Here is a 20,738-nt window from a genome sequence, read left to right as displayed (position 1 = left end):
CCCACCTACGGGAGAACGAACACCCCATGAAACTCGGAATGTTGGCCCCCGCGATCGCCGTCACCGCCGTCACGCTCGTCGGCTCCACCCTCACCTTCGGCGGCACCGCCGTCGCCGCGACGAAGCCGGACTGCAGCCGGGGCATGTCCAATGTCGCCGCCAAGGAAGCGGTGAAGCTGCGCACCAGCCCGAAGACGAACGCCACCGCGGTCGGCCAGTGGAACAAGGGCAAGAAGGGCTTCCTCTGTCACGACGGCTACAAGTTCAAGGGCCAGACGTACAAGAAGTGCGGCAAGACGAGCAACAAGTGGGTGTACGCGATGCCGTACGGCACCAACAAGAAGGGGTACGTCCCCGTCACCTGCACCAACTGGTCGTAACCGCCCCCAAGCCCCGCTCCCCTCACGCCCGGGACGCGAGGTGCCGCCAGTCGTGCCACGTGTCGAGCCGCTGCCGATAGGCCGCCTCGACCACCGGATACGGGTACGTGCCGAGGAAGAGCCGCAGGGGCGGCGCGTCGGTGTCGACGAGTTCCAGGAGTACGGGGGCGGTGGCTCGCGCGTCCTGCGGCGTGCGGGCGGACGCACCCGCCCGGCGCGCGGCGCGGACGGGCTCGTAGGAGGGGAGCGGCTCGGTGTGCACCGCGGAGGCACCCGACCAGTCGGTGCCGTAGGGGCCGGGTTCGACCAGGGTGACGTTGATCCCGAACGGGGCGACCTCTTGGGCCAGGGCCTCGCTCATCCCTTCCAGGGCCCACTTGGAGGCGTTGTACAGCCCGAGCGTGGGGAAGCCGGCGAGGCCCCCGAGGCTGGAGATCTGCAGGATGTGACCGCTGCCCTGGGCCCGCAGGTACGGCAGGGCCGCCTGTGTGACCCACAGCGGGCCGAACAGGTTGGTGTCGAGCTGGGCGCGCGCCTGTTCCTCGGTGGTTTCCTCGATCATGCCGAACAGGCCGTAGCCCGCGTTGTTGACGACCACGTCGAGACGGCCGAAGACCTCGGCGGCCCGCCGCACCGCGGAGGTCACGGCGGTGCGGTCGGTCACGTCGAGACCGAGCGGGAGGACGTCGTCCCCGTAGGCATCCACCAGAGGCCGCAGGGTTTTCGGGTCGCGTGCGGTGGCGGCGACACGGTCGCCCCGGTCGAGAGCGGCTTCGGCCCAGACCCGGCCGAAGCCGCGGGACGCGCCGGTGATGAACCAGATCTTCATGCCGTCGAGCCTGCGCCGTACGCGCCCCGGCAGCCAGCACCCCCACGGGGTTACCCTCGCACCATGGCGGCCGACAACCTGCTGGGGGAATTCCTCAAGGCCCGGCGCGGACAGGTCACTCCGGGAGAAGCGGCGACGCCCACCGGCGGACGACGCCGGGTCGCGGGACTGCGCCGGGAGGAACTGGCCCAACTCGCCGGAATCAGCGAGCCGTACCTGGTCCGGCTCGAACAGGGCGTGGACCGGCACCCCTCGCCCCAGGTGCTCCGCTCCCTCGCGCGGGCCCTGGAGCTGGACGCCGACGCCTCGGCACACCTGCTCGCCCTGGCCGGCCCCGCAGCCGTGCCGCGGTCGCGGACCGACGTCTCCCCGGAGGTGCGGCGGCTGCTCGACGCATGGGCGGACCGCCCCGCGTACGTGCGCGACCGGCGCTTCGACGTACTGGCGGCGAACAAGTGGGCCCGCGCGCTCGCCCCCATGTACGAGCCCGGACGCAACCTGGCCGAGGCGGTGTTCCTCGACCCCGCGTCCCGTCGGCTCTTCCCCGACTGGGCGGAAGTCGCCGCGCAGACCGCGGCGGCCCTGCGCGCCGAGGCCGACCTGACGGACCCCAGGACCGCCCGCCTGGTCGCCGGGCTCGAAGCGGACGAGGAGTTCCGTCGGCTGTGGGCCAGGCACGAGACGCGGCCCGCCCGCGACGAACTCAAGCGCTTCGCGCACCCGGCCGTCGGTCAACTCGACCTGCGCAGGCAGGCGTTGACGGTCGGCGGCGCCGAGGACCAGGTGATCATCGTCTACCAGGCGGAGGACGGGAGTCAGTCGGAGCGGGCCCTGACCCGTCTGCTGTGAAGCGCACTCCCCGGCATCACGGGCGGCCTCCTACCGCCCGTCGGCCCCGGGACGGGACCCGTCCCGCTCCATCACCCGCCGCAGCCCCTCGGTCAACTGCTCCGCCGTCGTCGCCGAGTCCGGGTCGAAGAGCCACTGGACCATCAGGCCGTTGAGGAGCGTCGTGTAGAGGCGGCCTTCCGTGTCCACCACGTCCGCGGGGAGCTTGCTCTCCTCGATACCGGTGAACATGGCCGTGAGCCCGCTCCGGCCCTCCTCCTGCGCCTCGATCAGCAACTTCCGGATGCCCGCCAGGCGTTCGCCCTGGGTGACGACCTCCAGCGTCATCATCCAGATGGGGCGGGACTCGGGGACCGAGCGGATGATGCCGGCCCAGACGTCCCGGAACCGCTCCAGGCCGCCCGCCTCCTCGGCGCCGGCCTCCGCGCCCTCCCCCGCCGCCTCCCGCGCGGCCCGCGCCCTCTCGTAGTCGTCGCCCATCGGCTCGACCAGCGCGATGAACGCCTGCGCGAGCAGCGCGTCCTTCGACCCGTAGTGGTAACCGATGGAGCCGAGGTTCGTCCCGGACTCCTTCACGATGTCGCGGGCCGTGGTGCGCACGAACCCCTTCTCCAGCAGGCAGCGCTTCGCGCCCTCGAGCAGATCTTCGCGGTGTCCCATGCCGCCCACCCTAGTACCGACGTCTTACACGACTGATTTATACGCTCGTACTAGACAAGCGTTTAAGACGTCCGTACAGTCCCTGTCATGCAGACGAACCCGCGCGCCACCCGCAAGGAATGGACCGCCCTCGCCGTCCTGATGCTTCCGCTGCTCCTGGTCTCGATGGACGTGTCCGTCCTCTACTTCGCCGTCCCGCAGATCAATGCCGACCTGCGGCCCAGCGGCACCCAACAGCTGTGGATCTTCGACATCTACGCGTTCGTACTCGCCGGCCTGCTGATGACGATGGGCTCGCTCGGCGACCGCATCGGCCGCCGCAGGCTCCTCATGTTCGGCGCCGCGGCCTTCGGGACCGCCTCGCTCGTCGCCGCCTACGCGAACAGCGCCGAGACCCTGATCGCCGCCCGCGCGGTCCTCGGCATCGGCGGCGCGACCCTGATGCCGTCCACGCTGGCCCTGGTGCGCACCCTGTTCCGCGACCCCGCGCAGCGCGCCAAGGCGATCGGCATGTGGCAGGGCGTGATGGTCGCCGGCATCGCGCTCGGCTCGGTGCTGTGCGGCGTGCTGGTCGCCCACTTCTGGTGGGGCTCGGTCTTCCTGGTCAACCTGCCCGCGATGGTCCTGCTCCTGGTCCTCGCGCCCGTCCTCATCCCGGAGTCCAAGGACCCGGAGCCCGGCCGGTTCGACCTGCTGAGCGTGCCGCTCTCGATGGCCGCCGTGCTGCCGGTGGTCTGGGGGCTCAAGGAGATGCCGGTCGAGGGCGTCGAGGTCCCGTACGTCGCGTCCGTCGCCGTCGGACTCGTCTTCGCCGCACTCTTCGTGCACCGCCAGCGCACCGCGCGCTCGCCGATGATCTCGCCGGACCTCTTCCGCGGACACGGCCGCACCTTCGGCTCCGCCGTCTCCCTGAACCTCATCTCCTCGCTGGCGATGATGGGTTCGGCCTACTTCACCACCCAGTACCTGCAGTCGGTGCTCGGCAACAGCGCCATGGAGGCCGCGCTGTGGGCGCTGCTCCCCTCGGTCCTCATCGGTGCGGCCGCGCCCGTCGCCACGGCGCTCGTCCAGCGCGGCATGAACCGCGCCCACGTCGTCGCCACCGGCTTCGTCCTCTCCGCCGCCGGCTTCGGCCTGCTCGCCCTCACCGGCACCGACTCGCTGTGGCTGGTCCTGGCCGGCGCGGGCGTCCTCGCCTGCGGTGCGGTGATCATCGGCTCCCAGCTGACCGACCTGGCGCTCGGCGCGGCCCCCGCGGAGAAGGCGGGCACGGCCTCCTCACTCCTGGAGACCGGCCAGGAGTTCGGCGGCGCGATGGGCATGGCGCTGCTCGGCTCCATCGGCAACGCGGTCTACCAGAGCCGCGTCCCCGACGCGGCCCCCGCCGAGGCCCACGAGACGCTCGGCGGCGCGGTGGCGGTCGCCCAGCAGCTGCCGGGCCACGCGGCGGACGCCCTGTTGACCGCGTCCCGTACCGCCTTCACCGACGGCATGCATGTCGCTGCGCTGACGGGCATGGTGGTCCTGCTCGCGGCGGCGGCCCTGGCGTCGGCGACGCTGCGCGGGGTGCGGGTCCGGGTGCAGGAGCCGGCGCCGGAGGCCGGCGCCGAGGTAACCGTCGACGAGAAGCTGCTCGTGTGACGCGGTCGCGCACGTACGAACGCCGGACGGGCTGGAGAGTATCCAGCCCGTCCGGCGTTTGAGGACGAACTCGGCGAAGCCGGTGACCGACCCCGCCCAAGGCTCCGGAGCCCTAGTCCGTCAGGTTCACCGCGCGAGCGGACTCCGCGCCGATCTCCTCGGCCAGCTCGTTCAGGACCGGCTGCGGCACCGTGTCGTCGACGGTCAGGACGGCCAGCGCCTCGCCGCCCACGTCGGCGCGGGCGACCTGCATGCCGGCGATGTTGATGCCCGCCTCGCCGAGGACGCGGCCGACGGTGCCGACGACGCCCGGACGGTCGGCGTACCGCAGGACGACCATGTGGTCGGCGAGCGCCAGGTCCACGTCGTACTCACCGATGGAGACGATCTTCTGGAGGTGCTTGGGTCCGGCCAGCGTGCCGGAGACCGCGATCTCCTCGCCGTCGGAGAGCGTGCCGCGCACGGTGACCACGTTGCGGTGGTCCGGCGACTCGGAGCTGGTGGTGAGGCGGACCTCGACGCCGCGCTCCTGCGCGAACAGCGGCGCGTTCACGTACGACACGGTCTCGTCGACGACGTCCTCGAACACGCCCTTCAACGCGGAGAGTTCGAGCACCTTCACGTCGTGCTGGGTGATCTCGCCGTACACCTCGACGTCGAGGCGGGCCGCGACCTCGCCCGCGAGGGCGGTGAAGATGCGGCCGAGCTTCTCGGCGAGCGGCAGGCCGGGACGGACGTCCTCGGCGATGACGCCGCCCTGCACGTTGACCGCGTCCGGCACGAGCTCACCGGCGAGGGCGAGGCGCACCGACTTGGCGACGGCGATGCCCGCCTTCTCCTGCGCCTCGTCGGTGGAGGCGCCGAGGTGCGGGGTGCAGACGACCTGGTCGAACTGGAAGAGCGGGGAGTCCGTGCAGGGCTCCTTCGCGTACACGTCCAGGCCTGCGCCGGCGACGCGGCCCTCCTTGAGGGCGGAGTGCAGCGCCTCCTCGTCGACGATGCCGCCGCGCGCGGCGTTGACGATGCGGACGGTCGGCTTGACCTTGTGCAGCGCGTCGTCGCCGATGAGACCGAGGGTCTCGGGGGTCTTGGGCAGGTGGACCGTGATGAAGTCCGAGACCTCGAGCAGCTCGTCGAGGGAGAGGACCTTCACACCCATCTGGGCGGCGCGGGCGGGCTGCACGTACGGGTCGTAGGCCACGACCTTCATGCCGAAGGCGCTCATGCGCTGGGCGACGAGGGCGCCGATGCGGCCGAGGCCGACGACGCCGAGGGTCTTCTCGGCGAGCTCGACACCGGTGTACTTGGAGCGCTTCCACTCGCCGTTCTTCAGGGCGGTGTTGGCCTGCGGAATGTTGCGCGCGGTGGCCAGGAGCAGGCCGCAGGCCAGCTCGGCGGCGGTGACGATGTTCGACGTCGGGGCGTTGACGACCATCACGCCGGCCTTGGTGGCGGCGGACACGTCGACGTTGTCCAGGCCCACGCCCGCGCGGGCGACGACCTTCAGCTTCTTGGCGGCGGCGATGGCCTCGGCGTCGACCTTGGTCGCGGAGCGGACCAGGATCGCGTCGACGTCGGCGATCGCGGGCAGCAGCGCGGCGCGGTCCGCGCCGTTGCACTGGCGGATCTCGAAGTCCGGGCCCAGGGCGTCGACGGTGGCGGGCGACAGCTCTTCAGCGATGAGTACGACGGGTTTGCCGGTGGCAGCAGTGCTCACGTGAGTCCTCACAAGTCCATTGCGGACGGCCGTCCCGACGGCCGCAGGCGGTGGAGGGTGCTTGCCGCGTGGAAGACGCACGACGCTGTGGGCCCGACGCGAATGTTGAACAGAAGTGTAGTGGCGCGGAGGGGATCGCCATGCGCCTGACTGGAAGGATCACCCGTCCGTGGCTGGACACGGCGGATGAATCGAGCCCCTGGGGGTCCCCCCCTGCTCTTCAAGAGCTTGGGGGAGTCCGAGGAGCGGGTCCGGGGCGGAGCCCCGAGGCATCAGCCCCGGACCCGAGCACCCCTACGCCTCGTCGTTGACCCAGGACATGAGCTTGCGCAGCTCCTTGCCCGTGGTCTCCAGGAGGTGGTTCTCGTCCTGGGTCTTGTACTCGTTGTACTTCTTCAGACCGCCGTGGTACTCGTCCATCCACTGCTTGGCGAACGTGCCGTCCTGGATCTCCGCCAGGACCTTCTTCATCTCGGCCTTGGTGGCGTCCGTGATGATCCGCGGGCCGGTGATGTAGTCGCCCCACTCCGCGGTCTCGGAGACGGACCAGCGCATCTTCTCCAGGCCGCCCTCGTACATGAGGTCCACGATCAGCTTCAGCTCGTGGAGGCACTCGAAGTACGCGATCTCCGGCTGGTAGCCCGCCTCGGTCAGCGTCTCGAAGCCCGCCTTGACCAGCGCCGCGGTGCCGCCGCAGAGCACGGCCTGCTCGCCGAACAGGTCGGTCTCGGTCTCCTCGGTGAAGGTCGTCTTGATGACGCCCGCACGCGTGCCGCCGATGCCCTTGGCGTACGAGAGCGCCAGCTCGAAGCCGTTGCCGGTGGCGTCCTGCTCGACGGCCGCGATACACGGGACGCCGCGGCCCTCCTCGTACTGGCGGCGGACCAGGTGGCCCGGGCCCTTCGGGGCGACCATGCAGACGTCGACGCCCTCGGGGGCCTTGATGAAGCCGAAGCGGACGTTCAGGCCGTGGCCGAAGAACAGCGCGTCGCCGTCCTTGAGGTTGTCCTTGATGGACTCCTCGTAGACCTGGGCCTGGATCGGGTCCGGGACCAGGATCATGATGACGTCGGCCTCGGCCGCCGCCTCCGACGGGGTGACGACGCGCAGGCCCTGCTCCTCGGCCTTGGCCTTGGACTTGGAGCCCTCGTGCAGACCGACGCGGACGTCGACGCCCGAGTCACGGAGCGACAGCGCGTGGGCGTGGCCCTGGCTGCCGTAACCGATGACCGCGACCTTGCGGCCCTGGATGATGGACAGGTCGGCGTCGTCGTCGTAGAACAGCTCGGCCACTGGGAATCTCCTATGTGTGCTGGTGTTGCGTCCCACCGTACGGCGGGTTCAGGAAGGGAAGGTCTCGGGTCTCGGTATCCGAGAGGGGTGCCGGCGGGTGCCGGTCAGGCGCTGCGGTCGAGTGCCCGCAGGCTGCGGTCCGTGATGGAGCGGGAGCCGCGGCCGATCGCGATGGTGCCGGACTGGACGAGCTCCTTGATGCCGAAGGGCTCCAGCATCTTGAGCATGGCCTCCAGCTTGTCGCTGCTGCCGGTGGCCTCGATGGTGACGGCCTCCGGGGAGACGTCCACGGTCTTGGCGCGGAACAGCTGGACGATCTCGACGATCTGGGAGCGCGTCTCGTTGTCGGCGCGGACCTTCGCGAGGACGAGCTCGCGGGCGACGGCCGCGCCCGGCTCCAGTTCGACGATCTTCAGGACGTTGACGAGCTTGTTGAGCTGCTTCGTGACCTGTTCGAGCGGCAGGTCCTCGACGTTCACCACGATGGTGATGCGGGAGATGTCGGGGTGCTCGGTGACGCCCACGGCGAGGGAGTCGATGTTGAAGCCGCGGCGCGAGAACAGGGCGGCGATCCGGGCGAGGATGCCGGGGGTGTTCTCGACCAGGACGGAGAGCGTGTGCTTGGTGGACATGACTCGTGGTCTCTCTTTCGCTCTCGGTCTCAGTCGTCTTCGTTGTCGCCGAAGTCGGGGCGGACGCCCCGGGCGGCCATGACCTCGTCGTTCGAGGTGCCGGCTGCGACCATCGGCCACACCTGGGCGTCCTCGTGGACGATGAAGTCGACCACGACGGGCCGGTCGTTGATGGCGTTGGCCTCGGCGATGACCTTGTCGAGGTCCTCGGGGCGCTCACAGCGCAGCGCCACACACCCCATGGCCTCCGACAGCTTCACGAAGTCCGGGACGCGGGTGCCCTTGTTGGGGCCGACGTCCTCGGGACCGCTGTGCAGGACGGTGTTGGAGTAGCGCTGGTTGTAGAAGAGCGTCTGCCACTGGCGGACCATCCCGAGGGCGCCGTTGTTGATGATGGCGACCTTGATCGGGATGTTGTTCAGGGCGCAGGTGGTCAGTTCCTGGTTGGTCATCTGGAAGCAGCCGTCGCCGTCGACCGCCCAGACCGCGCGGTCGGGCATGCCGGCCTTGGCGCCCATCGCGGCGGGGACCGCGTAGCCCATCGTCCCGGCGCCGCCGGAGTTGAGCCAGGTGGCGGGCTTCTCGTACTGGATGAAGTGCGCGGCCCACATCTGGTGCTGGCCGACGCCCGCCGCGAAGATCGTGCCCTCGGGGGCGAGTTCGCCGATGCGCTCGATGACGTGCTGCGGGGAGAGCGAGCCGTCCTCGGGCTGCGTGTAGCCCAGCGGGTAGGTGTCGCGCCAGCGGTTGAGGTCGGCCCACCAGGCGGTGTAGTCGCCGGTGTGGCCCTCGGTGTGCTCGGCCTGGACGGCCTGCACCAGATCGGCGATGACCTCGCGGGCGTCCCCGACGATCGGCACGTCGGCGGCCCGGTTCTTGCCGATCTCGGCCGGGTCGATGTCGGCGTGGACGATCTTCGCGTACGGGGCGAAGCTGTCCAGCTTGCCGGTGACGCGGTCGTCGAAGCGGGCTCCGAGGGCGACGATCAGGTCGGCCTTCTGCAGCGCGGTGACGGCGGTGACCGCACCGTGCATGCCCGGCATTCCCACGTGCAGCGGGTGGCTGTCGGGGAATGCGCCGAGCGCCATCAGGGTGGTGGTGACGGGCGCTCCGGTGAGCTCTGCCAGGACCTTCAGCTCGGCGGTGGCCCGCGCCTTGAGGACGCCGCCTCCGACGTACAGGACCGGGCGCCTGGCCGCCGTGATGAGCTTGGCGGCCTCACGGATCTGCTTGGCGTGCGGCTTGGTCACCGGGCGGTAGCCGGGCAGGTCCTGCTGCGGCGGCCAGGAGAACGTCGTCCGCGCCTGCAGCGCGTCCTTCGCGATGTCCACGAGGACCGGGCCCGGACGTCCCGTCGAGGCGATGTGGAACGCCTCGGCGATGGTGCGCGGGATGTCCTCGGCCTTGGTGACCAGGAAGTTGTGCTTGGTGATCGGCATCGTGATGCCGACGATGTCCGCCTCCTGGAAGGCGTCCGTGCCGATGGCCTTGGAGGCCACCTGGCCGGTGATCGCGACCATCGGGACGGAGTCCATGTGGGCGTCGGCGATCGGCGTGACCAGGTTGGTGGCGCCGGGGCCGCTCGTCGCCATGCAGACGCCGACCTTGCCGGTGGCCTGCGCGTACCCGGTGGCCGCGTGCCCCGCACCCTGCTCGTGGCGGACCAGGACGTGGCGCACCCGGGTGGAGTCCATCATCGGGTCGTAGGCCGGGAGGATGGCTCCGCCGGGAATGCCGAACACCGTGTCGGCCCCGACTTCCTCGAGAGAACGAATGAGGGACTGCGCACCCGTGACGTGCTCGACGGGGGCGGGCTGCTGTCCTGAGGTTCGGGGCCGCGGCTGCGGATGGTGGGCCCCGGTGGCCTGCTCGGTCATCGGCATTCTCTTCTCGAAGCTGAGGGTTTTTGCGGGGGTTTTGCGGGGGTTTGGCGGGTGCCAGTGCAACAAAAAACCCCTCGTGCCGTGAGGCAAGCGAGGGGAGCGCGCCGGGTGCGGTCGCGGGGACTCCGGTGTTCGGACCGGTCAGTCCCAGCTTCAGCCGACGCGCTTTCCAAGTACGAGAATTCGGGTGCGCATGGCATTGACCCTCCCCCCGGCACGCAGTGCCTGTCAAGTAGGTGGGACGGGGGTCTCATCATGTGAACGGGCGTAGGCCGTGGGACCGCCCGTGTACACCGCCTGCGGCCCGCCGTACGCCCCCGTGGGGGCGCCCGGGTACCCGGAGGAGGCGCTGCCCGCGTACGGACCCGTGGGCCCGCCCGCGAGGACCGGCTCGGCCGGATCGAGCGGCACCGGATACTCCCCGAGGGAGAGTGCGCGGCGCAGCCGGTACTCGTCGAGCGGGCCCGCGAACGCCGCTCCCTGGCCGTGCGTGCACCCCATCGCGCGGAGCGCGGCCACCTGCTCCGGCTCGTCGACGCCGTCGGCCACGGAGATCAGCCCGAGGTCGCCCGCGATGCGCAGCAGCCCGGAGGTGATCTTGTGCAGCCGCGCGGAATCGACGACGCCCTCGACCAGGCCGCGGTCCAGTTTCAGGATGTCCACGGGGAGCCTGCGCAGCGCGGTGATCGCCGCGTAGCCGCTGCCGAAGCCGTCGAGCGCGATGCGCACACCGAGCCTGCGCAGGGCCGCGAGGCGCCGCTCCAGCTCGTCCAGGGAGACCCGGGGGTCGCTGCCGGCGAGCTCGATGATGAGCGCGCCGGAGGGCAGGCCGTGCCGGGTCAGGAGCGCCTCGATGGAGCCCATCGGCAGCGAGCGGTCGACGAGGCGGCGGGCGCTCATCCGGACGGCGACGGGCACCGCGTGACCGGCCCTGCCGCGCTCGGCGGCCTGCTCGACGGCCTCCTCGAACATCCAGCGGCCGAGCTCGGCGGCGCGGGCGGCGCTCTCCTTGCCCTCCCTGCCGTCCCGGGTCTCCGAGACCCTGAGGAACTCGGCGGGCGTGAAGAGGATGCCCTGCGCCGAGCGCCAGCGGGCCTGCGCCGCGACCGTCGTGATCCGGCCGTCGTCGAGGCGGACCACGGGCTGATGGAGCAGCGCGAACTGGCCCTCGTGCAGCGCCGCACGCAGCCGGGTGGCGAGCTCCGCCTTGCGGACGACGTCGGCCTGCATCTGTGGCGCGTACAGCTCGACGCGCCCCTTGCCCGCGGCCTTCGCGCGGTACATCGCCAGGTCGGCGTTGCGCAGCAACTCCCCCGCACCGATGCCCGGTTCGGCGAACGCGACGCCGATGGAGGCCGCCACGCGCACGTCGTTGCCGTCGATGGCGTAGGGCTGGGAGAGGGTGATTCTCAGCCGGTCGGCCAGCTCGTAGATGTGCCGTTCCCTGGCGGCCTGGTCCCTGGTCCCGTCGCCGACGATGAGAGCCGCGAACTCATCGCCGCCGAGCCGGGAGGCGGTGTCGCCCGAACGCACCGCCTCCTGAAGTCTGCGCGCCGCCTGGATGAGGAGCTCGTCACCGGCCTGGTGCCCGATGGTGTCGTTGACGGCCTTGAAGCCGTCGAGGTCGATGAAGAGCACCGCCGTGCCGCGGTCGGTCACTCTGCGGCCGGCCAGGGCCTGGCCGACGCGCCGGGTGAACAGGGCGCGGTTGGGCAGGTCGGTGAGCGGGTCGTGCTCGGCGTTGTGCTGCAACTGCGCCTGGAGTCTGACCCGTTCGGTGACGTCCCTGCTGTTGAAGATGAGGCCGCCGTGGTGGCGGTTGACGGTGGACTCCACGTTCAGCCACCCGCCGTCACCGGACTTGAAGCGGCACTCGATGCGGGTGGTGGGCTCCTCCGCGGGGTCGGCGGCGAGGAACCTGCGGATCTCGTGGACGACACGGCCGAGGTCCTCCGGGTGCATGAGCGTGGCCAGTTCGGAGCCGACGAGGTCGTCCGCCTCGCGGCCGTAGACCCCGGCGGCGGCCGGACTCACGTACCGCAGGATGCCGTTCGGCGCGGCGATCATGATGACGTCGCTGGAGCCCTGGACCAGGGACCTGAAGTGGTTCTCCTTCTGGGCCAGTTCCTGGGTGAGCGTGATGTTGTCCCTGAGCATGATGCCCTGGCGCACGACGAGGGCGAGCACCACGGCGCCACCGGTGAAGAGCACCACGCGGTCGACGCTCTGACCGCTGAGCGCGTTGTAGAGGATCCCCAACGTGCAGACGGCGGCGGCGAGATACGGGGTGAGGGCGGCGAGCGAGCCGGCGATCTGGCGGGGCGCGGCGGGGCGCGGCTCCTCGGGCTCGCTGTCGTAGGGCACGTGGGCGGAGTCCGAGCCGTGCGCCCCGCGCGCGTGCCAGGGGGCGGCCCACGGGGCGTACGCGAGGAGCAGCGAGCCCGCGAACCAGCCGGCGTCCAGGATCCGGCCCGACTGGTAGGTGTCCTTCAGCAGCGGGGTGCTGAAGAGCGCGTCGCACATCACCGTCAGGGCGAGCGCGCCGATCGCGGTGTTCACCGGGGCGCGCTGGGCGGCCGAGCGTCTGAAGTGCAGCGCGAGCACCACGCTGACCAGGGCGATGTCCAGGAGGGGGTACGCGAGGGCGAGCGCGCCCTGCAGCACGCCCTGGCCCTCGAACCTCGCGGCGCGGGCGAGGGCCAGGCTCCAGGAGAGGGTGAGGAGCGAGCCCCCGATGAGCCAGGCGTCGAGGCCGAGGCAGATCCAACCCGCCCTGGTCACGGGGCGTTTGGCGAGCACGAGAAGGCCGATGATGGCGGGCGGGGCGAAGCAGACGAAGAACACGTCGGCGAGGCTGAGCGCCGGCACCTCCGCGTCGAGCACGACCTCGTACCACCCCCAGACCGCGTTGCCGCACGCCGCCATCGCGGAGGAGAGCGCGAACAGCAGCCATGCGGGTCGAAAGCGGCTGTGCCGGGTGCGGGCGTACCGGAAGCAGGAGATCGCGGCGGCCCCGGCGGCTACACTCAGCCCGAAGTCGCCCATGACCCGGGCCAGTTGGGGCGAGCCCCAGCCGAGCGCGGACCCCGTGGCATACGCACCGCAGACCAGCAGGAGCGCCAACTGGGAGGCCGGGCCGCGGCCACCGGGCAGCGGGCGCCGGGTCGACGGCGCCCGCCGCGACAGGGCCGCCACGCCTGCGTCGAGGACGGCGGTGGAGGCCACCCGGCCGCTCACCGGGCCGCCTTGGTCCGGGCCGCTCCCGTGTCCGTCCGACCCGTGCGCCGACCGGGCCGGCACGGGCGCTGGTGGGTGCGGCGTCGGCCGCTCGCGCGGCTCCCGACTCGCCTGCGTCGGCGGGCAGGTGTGCGCCAGAGGCGTCGGCTGCGCTCCCGCCGCGTCGGATCTTTCGCCCATAGGCCGTGCATCGCCCGTCGCCCCCCTCGCAGTTCTCAACGTCTCGTCCCCGCGCCGAACGGTTCACGGCGCATCCCCAATCGGGACGATACACCAGACTCGTCACTCAGGGACATAGCTCCTCTACGCTCCGTGACGGCAGGCGAAAAAGCGAACACGAGGCGCACGCGGGCAGACGCGGAGCGTGCGCAAACCGCTCCCGGGTGATCAACTGCCCGTGGTGAGCACGACGTTGTCGAGAGGCTTCCCGGCCGCGTACGCGCTCAGCTGCGCGGCCAGCAGACGCTTGGCGCGCGGCTCGAAGGCGGAGGTGGAGCCTCCGACGTGCGGGCTGATGAGCACTCCCGGAGCGTGCCACAAGGGGTGGCCGGCGGGCAGCGGTTCCGGGTCGGTCACGTCGAGCGCGGCCGTGATCCGCCCCGACTCCAGTTCGGTCATGAGCGCTTTGGTGTCGACCACGGGTCCGCGGGCGACGTTCACGAGCAGCGCGCCGTCCTTCATGCGGGCCAGGAAGTCGGCTCCCACCAGCCCGCGGGTGGCCTCGGTGAGCGGCGTCGAGAGGATGACGACGTCCGCTTCGGGCAGCAGCGACGGCAGTTCGGTGAGCGGGTGCACGGGGCCGCGCTCCGTGGTGCGTGCGGAGCGCGCGACGCGCGCCACCCGCGCGCACTCGAAGGGGGCGAGCCGGTCCTCGATGGCGGCGCCGATCGATCCGTACCCCACGATGAGCACCGACCTGTCGGCGAGCGCCGGATAGAACCCGGACCGCCACTCCTCCCGCCGCTGCCCGTCGACGAAGCGCGGGACGCCCCGCAGGGAGGCGAGGACCAGGGTGAGCGCGAGCTCGGCGGTGCTCGCCTCGTGCACCCCGCGGGCGTTGCACAAGCGCACACCGGGCGCGAGGAGCGGGATGCCGGGCTGTACGTGGTCGATGCCCGCGGTCAGGGTCTGTACGACGCGTACCGACGTCATCGCGGACAGCGGGCGTACGGCGGTCTCCGAGGTCTGCATATAGGGCACCACGTAGAAGGCGCAGTCGGCCGGGTCCGCGGGGAACTCCGGGCCGCCCGCCCAGAATCGGTAGGTGAATCCCGCGCCGGAGGCCTCGGGCAGCCCCGGGATCTCGTGCGCCTCGTACGGAAGCCATACGTCTGTCGTCATGGCTGGAGGCTAATGCGCGCCGCTCACGCACCGCCCGCGGGGAGGCAGCGCCCGGAGCCGGCACGGCAGCGGTTAGTTTTGATGATCTCCGGACGAGGAGTGGGAGGGTACGGCCAGGTGGAGCGCAGGACGATCGGCGCGGGGGCGCTCGAAGTGGGCGCCGTCGGACTCGGCTGCATGCCGATGAGCTGGGCGTACACCGGCTCGCGGCAGCGCGGCGACGCGTCGCTGCGCACGGTGCACGCGGCCCTCGACGCGGCGGCCGCCGCGGGGCGCGGGGTGACGCTGCTCGACACCGCGGACATGTACGGGCCGTTCACCAACGAGCTGCTGATCGGCCGGGTGCTCAAGGAGCGGCGCGCGGAGGCGTTCGTGTCGACGAAGTGCGGGCTGCTCGTCGGCGAGCAGCACATCGTCGCCAACGGCCGCCCCGGCTACGTGAAACGGGCCTGCGACGCGTCGCTGCGGCGGCTGCAGACCGACACCATCGACCTGTACCAGCTGCACCGCCCCGACCCCGAGGTGCCGATAGAGGAGACCTGGGGCGCGATGGCCGAGCTCGTCGCGGCCGGGAAGGTGCGGGCGCTCGGCCTGTGCGCAATGGGGGCGCGTTCGCACCGGCGTGCGGCGCCGGGCCGGCCGGGCCCTGGCCTGTACGACGGAACGGTCCGGCAGTTGGAGCGGATCCAGCAGGTCTTCCCGGTCACCGCGGTGGAGGCCGAGCTGTCGGTGTGGTCGCCGGAGGCGCTGGACACGCTGCTGCCGTGGTGCGCGGCGCGCGGGGTCGGGGTGCTCGCGGCGATGCCGCTGGGGAACGGTTTCCTCACCGGGACGCTGACACCCGGCCAGGGGTTCGAACCGGACGACCTGCGCGCCCGCCACCCCCGCTTCACCGCCGAGATGATGGCGGCCAACCAGTCGCTGGTGGTGGGGCTGCGCCGGGTGGCGGAGCGGCACGGGGCGACGCCGGCGCAGGCCGCGCTGGCCTGGGTCCTCGCGCAGGGTCCGCACGTGGTGCCGATACCCGGGGCCAAGCGGGAGCGCTGGGCGGTGGAGAACGCGGCCGCGGCGGCGGTGCGGCTGACGGAGGCGGACCTGGCGGAGATCGCCGCGCTGCCGGCGGCGCTGGGGTCGTGGGACTGAGTCCCGATGGCGTGGCGGGGGAACGGGACCCCCCGGGGCGCGAGCGGTGTATGAACAGGAGAAGCGCTGCGTCGAAGGGACCCTGATCGTGCAACGACCTGCTGTCACGGCCGTGCTGGCTGCCGCCGCCCTCGTGTTCGCGGCCGGGTGCTCGTCCGGCGACGACGAGCCGACCCACCGCGAGAGCCCGCCCGGGCGGGAGGGATCCGGTCCGCCCTCCACCGGCAGGGCGGGCGCCGACGCCCCGCCGGAGAAGGGGTCCGCGAAGGTCACCCGCACCCTCACCACGGACCTCAAGTCCCCCTGGGGCCTCGCCCCGCTGCCCGGCGGCGACCTGCTGGTGTCCTCGCGGGACGAGGGGACGATCACCCGGGTCGACGGGAAGACGGGCGAGAAGAAGAAGGTCGGCTCGGTGCCCGGCGTCTCCCCCGGCGGCGAGGGCGGCCTGCTGGGCCTCGCGCTCTCCCCGACGTACGCGTCGGATCACCTGGTGTACGCGTACTTCACGACGGAGTCCGACAACCGCGTCGCCCGCATGCTGTACGACGAGAAGAAGCCCGCCGGCCAGCAGCTCGGCGCGCCCGACACCGTCTTCAAGGGCATCCCCAAGGGCATGATCCACAACGGCGGCCGGATCGCGTTCGGCCCGGACAAGATGTTGTACGCGGGCGCGGGTGAGACCGGCGAGACCGGCCTCGCGCAGGACAAGAAGTCGCTCGGCGGCAAGATCCTCCGCCTCACCCCGGACGGCGACCCGGCGCCCGGCAATCCCTTCGGCGACTCCCCCGTCTATTCGTACGGACACCGCAATGTGCAGGGCCTGGCCTGGGACGAGCAGAAGCGGCTGTGGGCCTCGGAGTTCGGGCAGGACACCTGGGACGAGCTGAACGAGATCAAGGCCGGCGGCAACTACGGCTGGCCGGAGGCCGAGGGCAAGGCGGGCGAGAAGGGTTTCCGCGATCCGGTGGCGCAGTGGAAGACCTCGCAGGCCTCACCGAGCGGCATCGCCTATGCGGAGGGTTCCGTCTGGCTGGCGGGCCTGCGCGGCGAACGGCTGTGGCGCGTCCCGGTGCGGGGCGTGAAGGGGGAGCCGGAGCCGCAGGACTTCCTGAAGGGGGCGTACGGCAGGCTGCGCACGGTGGTGGCCGCGGGCGGCGACAAGCTGTGGGTGGTCACCAACGAGACCGATTCGCGGGGGACGCCCGAGAAGGGGGACGACAAGATCCTCGAGGTGGAGGTGAAGTAGTCGGTCAGCTGTCGGCGGCGGGTTCGTCGGCGGTCGTCGGCCGTTCGGTGGCCGAGGGGTCGTCGGGCCGCGGGGACGGGACCGGTGGGCGTACGACCACCTTGCCCGAGGTCAGGTCTATCGGCCCGCGCCCCGGGTCGCCGTCGGCGAGGTCGACGCGGGTCAGCTCAAGGCGCCTCTGCTCGTCGTCCGTGTGCTTGCGCCCCGGCGCGAACAGGGCCTCGATCGCGTTGAACACTGCGCCTCCCAGGAGCCGGGTCTCTGCCGTCAAGCGTAAGCGAGCGGGCCCGGAACCGGCCGGGGCCGGGAAGGCGCAGGTCAGCGGCGACTGCGACCGCCGGGGGCGGAGCGGGGGCGGGCGCGGGGATCAGTGCGGGGCGGGCTCGCCGGCCGTCGGGAAGAGCCGGAGCCGGTGGGCGAGTGCGGCGGCCTCGCCGCGGCCGGTGACGGACAGCTTGGCCAGGATGTTGGAGACGTGGACGCTCGCCGTCTTCGGGGAGATGAAGAGCTCCTCGGCGATCTGGCGGTTGCTGCGGCCCACCGCCACCAGGCGCAGCACGTCCCGTTCCCGGCTGGTCAGGCCCAGCGCCTCGGCAGGGTCGGCGGGGGCGGCGGGAGCGCGCGTGGCCTCCGCGGGGTTCAGGGTCAGGCGGGCGCGCTGGGCGAGGCCGGTGACGGAGTCCGACAGGGGCCGGGCGCCGAGCCGGTCGGCCACCTCCTTGGCGAGGCGGAGCAGGTGGGCGGCCCGGTCGCGGTCGGTGGTGTCCGGGGCGAGGAGGGCTTCGGCCAGGCGCAGGCGGGCGAGGGCGAGGTCGTGGGGGCGGTCGAGGGGAGTGAGGGCGGCGACGACGGCGCACCAGTCGTCGGGGCCGTCACGGCCTTCGGCGCGGAGCAGTTCGGCGCGGGTCCACTCGTCGTACACCCGCCAGAGCGGGATGGGGGTGGCGAGGGTCTTGGCGGCGGCGCGGATGCGTTCGACGGCGGCGGGACGGCCCGCCTCGGCGGCGGGCAGGCCACGGGTGTCGGCCTCCATGGCGGCGGCGGCCAGGAGCAGGGGCCAGGCGTAGCGCTGGGTGCCCACGGGGAAGCCGGTGGCGAGGGCGCGCTCGACCTCGGCGCGGCCGTCCAGGATGCGGCCCTCGCCGGCCGCGATGCCGACGGCGATGCGGATGAGCGGCAGGATGTACTGGGGCTGCGGGTCGTGGCTGCCGTAGTGGTGGTGGGCGGACTGGATGTGGCGGGTGGCGGCGGCGTAGTCGCCGCGGAAGAGCGCCAGGCGGGCGGAGCACATCTCGGCGGTGCCGCGGGGCTTGGCGCTCTGCGCGCGGCGCTGGGTCCGGGCGGCGGCTTCGGCGCCCTCGTCCCAGCGGCCGACGGAGAGCAGCGACTCGGCGGCGTTGGCCCAGACCCAGCCCTCGGTGTCGACCAGGCCGTACTTCCGGCAGAACTCGATGCCCTCCATGGCGACGCGTACGGCCTCGGCGGAGCGGCCGACGCCCTCCAGGGCCGAGGGGAGGTTGATGTGGGCCCGGCTCAGGTCGGTGACCAGGGCCTCCGCGATGACGCGCTCTCTGACCTCGTACATCTCGGCGAGGCCGGCCTCGGGGTCGCCCGCTTCGATGAGGAGGTTGCCGCGGGTGAGGCGGGCGTTGAGCTCGATGGAGTCGGCCTTGACCATGCGGGCGTACTCGACGGCGCGTTCGGCGGCGGCCATGGTCTCGGGGCCCGGGTCGTGGAGCATGCCCCAGGAGGCGCGGTGGACGAGCACGTCCGCGTGCACCTCGGAGGGCGGCAGGCCGCGCATCAGCTCCTGCGCCTTGGCGATCTCCGTCCAGCCGTCGCCCCGGCCGAGGGTGGAGACGAGGCGGGAGCGGGACACCCAGAACCAGGCGGAGCGCAGCGGGTCCTGCTCCTCCGCCAGGAGCCGCAGGGCACGCTTGGTGATCTTCAGGGCGCGCTCGCGTTCGCCGCAGAGGCGTCCGGCGACGGTGGCCTCGGCCATCAGGTCCAGGTACTGCAGCGGGGTGGCCGGGTCGCAGCCGCAGGCCGGGTAGCCCTCGACGAAGTCGGCGGGGCGCAGGGCGTCGCGGACGGCCTCGGGGGCGTCGTCCCACAGCTCCATCGCCCGTTCGAGCAGGCCCAGTTGCTCGGCGTAGGCGTGCCGGTGGCGGGCCTCGACGGAGGCGGCGAGCACGGCGGGCAGCGCCTTGGCGGCGTCGTGTGCGTGGTACCAGTAGGCGGCGAGGCGGGCGGCGCGCTGGTCGGCGGAGACCAGGGCGGGCTCGGCCTCCAGGGCCTCGGCGAAGCGGCGGTTGATACGGGAGCGTTCGCCGGGCAGCAGGTCGTCGCTGACGGCCTCGCGGACCAGGGAGTGCCGGAAGCGGTAGCCGTCGCCGTCCGGTGAGGCGTGCAGGATGTTGGCGCCGACGGCGGCCCGCAGCGCCTCGATGAGGTCGTCCTCGCCGAGCCCGGCGACCTCGGCGAGCAGGGCGTACTCGACGGTGGAGCCGCCCTCGGCGACGATCCGCGCCACCCGCTGGGTGTCCTCGGGCAGTTCCTCGACGCGGACCAGGAGGAGGTCGCGCAGGGAGTCGGAGAGGCTCGCGCAGCTGCCGCCGTGGGAGGCGACGGCGAGCTCCTCGACGAAGAAGGCGTTGCCGTCGGAGCGGTCGAATATGTCGTCGACCAGGCCGGGTTCGGGTTCGGCCTCGAGTATCCCGGCCATCTGGCGGGCGACCTCGTCCCTGCTGAAGCGGCCGAGTTCGACGCGGCGCACGGTGCGCAGCCGGTCGAGTTCGGCGAGCAGGGGGCGCAGCGGGTGGCGGCGGTGGATGTCGTCGGCGCGGTAGGTGGCGAGCAGGACCAGGCGGCCGCCGCGCAGGGTGCGGAAGAGGTAGGCGAGGAGGTGGCGGGTGGAGGCGTCGGCCCAGTGCAGGTCCTCCAGGACGACGACCAGGGTGCGGCGTTGGGAGAGGCGTTCCAGGAGGCGGGCGGTGAGTTCGAAGAGCCGGGCCATGCCCTGTTCGTCGGAGCGGCCGCCGGCGGCGTGGCCCTGGTGGTGCGGGGCGGGCGCGGCCAGCTCGGGCAGCAGTCGGGCGAGCTCTTCCTCCTGGCCCTCGGCCGCGGCGGCCAGTTCGTCGGGGAGCCGGCGGCGCAGCGCGCGCAGGGCGGTGGCGAAGGGTGCGAAGGGCAGGCCGTCGGCGCCGATCTCGACGCAGCCGCCGAGCGCGACGACGGCGCCCTGCCGCTCGGCGGCCGCGGTGAACTCCTCCACCAGGCGGGTCTTGCCGACGCCGGCCTCCCCGCCGAGCAGCAACGCCTGCGGCTCGCCCGGGCCGGGGCCCCCGGCGCTCTCGCGCGGGGTGCCCGTGGCGCGGGCGAGCGCTTCGTTCAGTACGCCCAGTTCATCGGCGCGGCCGACGAACACGGGGCTGACAGACCTGGTCTCCACAGCGGCGAGCATCGCACAGCGTGCCGACCGCGCGGCACCCGATATCCGAGGAGCGGACACCGGGTTGACCGGCCCTTGCACGTCAGGCGGTCCGCGTGAGGCGGATCGTGCGCAGCCGGAGCGTCGCGCTCACCCGCCCCTCTCCTTCGTGGCGGGCCGATCGACGGGCGGCGGCGCGGACCTTGCGGGCCTCGTCGACCTGGCGCTCCCGGTCGGCCACCCGGGCCAGCTCGGCGGCGCGCATCTGGTGCATCTCGTACTCGAACATCTCGTACCCCTCGGGTCGTGGTCGGTATCGCCGGTGTCGTTCCCTGCGATGTCTCCACTTTCGTTTCCCAGGGGGGTCGCCCACATCGGGCGGCTGCCGGATCTCCGCAGCGCCGGGGGCCTTAGACGCGACGAGGGGCGGGGCGGGGGCCTTAGCCCCTGCCCCGCC

General features: G+C 72.2%; 16 protein-coding genes. 5 read left to right on the top strand and 11 right to left on the bottom strand.

Going from position 1 to position 20,738, the window contains the following annotated elements; all coding sequences use genetic code 11:
- Positions 1-26: 26 nt before the first annotated feature.
- The gene (locus ACZ6CV_RS26000; protein ID WP_469253103.1) at positions 27-380 is read left to right on the top strand and encodes a hypothetical protein; all 354 of its coding nucleotides are present in this window, start codon (positions 27-29) and stop codon (positions 378-380) included.
- 22 nt (positions 381-402) lie between these two features.
- Here ACZ6CV_RS26000 and ACZ6CV_RS25995 read toward each other — a convergent pair whose 3' ends face one another.
- Positions 403-1,209, bottom strand: coding sequence for an SDR family oxidoreductase (locus ACZ6CV_RS25995; RefSeq protein ID WP_469253102.1), 807 nt, complete (start codon positions 1,207-1,209; stop codon positions 403-405).
- Positions 1,210-1,272: 63 nt separating this feature from the next.
- Here ACZ6CV_RS25995 and ACZ6CV_RS25990 point away from each other — a divergent pair, with 63 nt between their 5' ends.
- Positions 1,273-2,058, top strand: coding sequence for a helix-turn-helix domain-containing protein (locus tag ACZ6CV_RS25990; RefSeq protein ID WP_469253101.1), 786 nt, complete (start codon positions 1,273-1,275; stop codon positions 2,056-2,058).
- 30 nt (positions 2,059-2,088) lie between these two features.
- Here the strand turns inward: ACZ6CV_RS25990 and ACZ6CV_RS25985 are convergent, their stop codons facing one another.
- Positions 2,089-2,718 (bottom strand): TetR/AcrR family transcriptional regulator, encoded by a 630-nt coding sequence (locus tag ACZ6CV_RS25985; protein ID WP_469253100.1) that lies wholly within the window; start codon positions 2,716-2,718, stop codon positions 2,089-2,091.
- 87 nt (positions 2,719-2,805) lie between these two features.
- On the opposite strand from ACZ6CV_RS25985, the gene ACZ6CV_RS25980 reads away from it, so the two are divergent.
- Complete coding sequence (locus tag ACZ6CV_RS25980; protein WP_469253099.1) at positions 2,806-4,359, top strand: MFS transporter; 1,554 nt, start codon at positions 2,806-2,808, stop codon at positions 4,357-4,359.
- A gap of 112 nt (positions 4,360-4,471) precedes the next feature.
- Here the strand turns inward: ACZ6CV_RS25980 and serA are convergent, their stop codons facing one another.
- From serA to ACZ6CV_RS25950, 6 genes are all read right to left on the bottom strand, one after another.
- Entirely contained in the window at positions 4,472-6,076 is a 1,605-nt protein-coding gene (gene serA / locus ACZ6CV_RS25975) for a phosphoglycerate dehydrogenase (RefSeq protein ID WP_362373913.1), read from the bottom strand.
- Positions 6,077-6,370: 294 nt separating this feature from the next.
- Positions 6,371-7,369 carry a ketol-acid reductoisomerase gene (gene ilvC / locus ACZ6CV_RS25970; RefSeq protein WP_469253098.1) on the bottom strand — a complete coding sequence of 333 codons (999 nt, stop codon included), beginning with the start codon at positions 7,367-7,369 and terminating at the stop codon, positions 6,371-6,373.
- A 104-nt stretch (positions 7,370-7,473) separates the two neighbouring features.
- Complete coding sequence (gene ilvN, locus ACZ6CV_RS25965; protein ID WP_055568881.1) at positions 7,474-8,001, bottom strand: acetolactate synthase small subunit; 528 nt, start codon at positions 7,999-8,001, stop codon at positions 7,474-7,476.
- 29 nt (positions 8,002-8,030) lie between these two features.
- Positions 8,031-9,878 (bottom strand): acetolactate synthase large subunit, encoded by a 1,848-nt coding sequence (locus tag ACZ6CV_RS25960; RefSeq protein WP_362373911.1) that lies wholly within the window; start codon positions 9,876-9,878, stop codon positions 8,031-8,033.
- Between the two features lie 234 nt (positions 9,879-10,112).
- On the bottom strand, positions 10,113-13,121 hold the full coding sequence (locus ACZ6CV_RS25955) for a putative bifunctional diguanylate cyclase/phosphodiesterase (protein ID WP_469253097.1): 3,009 nt from the start codon (positions 13,119-13,121) through the stop codon (positions 10,113-10,115).
- Between the two features lie 387 nt (positions 13,122-13,508).
- On the bottom strand, positions 13,509-14,462 hold the full coding sequence (locus ACZ6CV_RS25950) for a 2-hydroxyacid dehydrogenase (protein WP_469253096.1): 954 nt from the start codon (positions 14,460-14,462) through the stop codon (positions 13,509-13,511).
- Between the two features lie 117 nt (positions 14,463-14,579).
- Between ACZ6CV_RS25950 and ACZ6CV_RS25945 the strand changes: the two genes are divergently transcribed.
- Positions 14,580-15,605: an aldo/keto reductase gene (locus tag ACZ6CV_RS25945; protein ID WP_355811477.1), complete on the top strand. Its 1,026-nt coding sequence runs from the start codon at positions 14,580-14,582 to the stop codon at positions 15,603-15,605.
- A gap of 88 nt (positions 15,606-15,693) precedes the next feature.
- Positions 15,694-16,851, top strand: a complete 1,158-nt coding sequence (locus tag ACZ6CV_RS25940) for a PQQ-dependent sugar dehydrogenase (protein WP_469253095.1) — start codon at positions 15,694-15,696, stop codon at positions 16,849-16,851.
- Positions 16,852-16,855: 4 nt separating this feature from the next.
- Here the strand turns inward: ACZ6CV_RS25940 and ACZ6CV_RS25935 are convergent, their stop codons facing one another.
- The 3 genes from ACZ6CV_RS25935 to ACZ6CV_RS25925 all read right to left on the bottom strand — a co-directional run bounded on the left by ACZ6CV_RS25935 (position 16,856) and on the right by ACZ6CV_RS25925 (position 20,570).
- A complete protein-coding gene (locus tag ACZ6CV_RS25935) occupies positions 16,856-17,089 on the bottom strand; it encodes a DUF6191 domain-containing protein (RefSeq protein WP_469253094.1) in 234 nt (77 codons plus the stop codon).
- A gap of 129 nt (positions 17,090-17,218) precedes the next feature.
- The gene (locus ACZ6CV_RS25930) at positions 17,219-20,314 is read right to left on the bottom strand and encodes a helix-turn-helix transcriptional regulator (RefSeq protein WP_469253093.1); all 3,096 of its coding nucleotides are present in this window, start codon (positions 20,312-20,314) and stop codon (positions 17,219-17,221) included.
- Between the two features lie 70 nt (positions 20,315-20,384).
- A complete protein-coding gene (locus ACZ6CV_RS25925) occupies positions 20,385-20,570 on the bottom strand; it encodes a hypothetical protein (RefSeq protein ID WP_469253092.1) in 186 nt (61 codons plus the stop codon).
- Positions 20,571-20,738 lie beyond the last annotated feature (168 nt).

The organism is Streptomyces sp. NPDC041713, assembly GCF_055591085.1.
The sequence above is the reverse complement of the archived record's forward strand: the minus strand, read 5'-3'. Positions and strand labels throughout refer to the sequence as shown.

What these genes read in the sequence shown, in the direction of transcription:
- ACZ6CV_RS25980 (WP_469253099.1), top strand. Translation starts at nt 2,806, where the DNA reads ATGCAGACGAACCCGCGCGCCACCCGCAAGGAATGGACCGCCCTCGCC.
- ACZ6CV_RS25985 (WP_469253100.1), bottom strand. Translation starts at nt 2,718, where the DNA reads ATGGGACACCGCGAAGATCTGCTCGAGGGCGCGAAGCGCTGCCTGCTG.
- ACZ6CV_RS25930 (WP_469253093.1), bottom strand. Translation starts at nt 20,314, where the DNA reads ATGCTCGCCGCTGTGGAGACCAGGTCTGTCAGCCCCGTGTTCGTCGGC.
- ACZ6CV_RS26000 (WP_469253103.1), top strand. Translation starts at nt 27, where the DNA reads ATGAAACTCGGAATGTTGGCCCCCGCGATCGCCGTCACCGCCGTCACG.
- ACZ6CV_RS25960 (WP_362373911.1), bottom strand. Translation starts at nt 9,878, where the DNA reads ATGACCGAGCAGGCCACCGGGGCCCACCATCCGCAGCCGCGGCCCCGA.
- ACZ6CV_RS25995 (WP_469253102.1), bottom strand. Translation starts at nt 1,209, where the DNA reads ATGAAGATCTGGTTCATCACCGGCGCGTCCCGCGGCTTCGGCCGGGTC.
- ilvN (WP_055568881.1), bottom strand. Translation starts at nt 8,001, where the DNA reads ATGTCCACCAAGCACACGCTCTCCGTCCTGGTCGAGAACACCCCCGGC.
- ACZ6CV_RS25950 (WP_469253096.1), bottom strand. Translation starts at nt 14,462, where the DNA reads ATGACGACAGACGTATGGCTTCCGTACGAGGCGCACGAGATCCCGGGG.
- ACZ6CV_RS25925 (WP_469253092.1), bottom strand. Translation starts at nt 20,570, where the DNA reads ATGTTCGAGTACGAGATGCACCAGATGCGCGCCGCCGAGCTGGCCCGG.
- ACZ6CV_RS25990 (WP_469253101.1), top strand. Translation starts at nt 1,273, where the DNA reads ATGGCGGCCGACAACCTGCTGGGGGAATTCCTCAAGGCCCGGCGCGGA.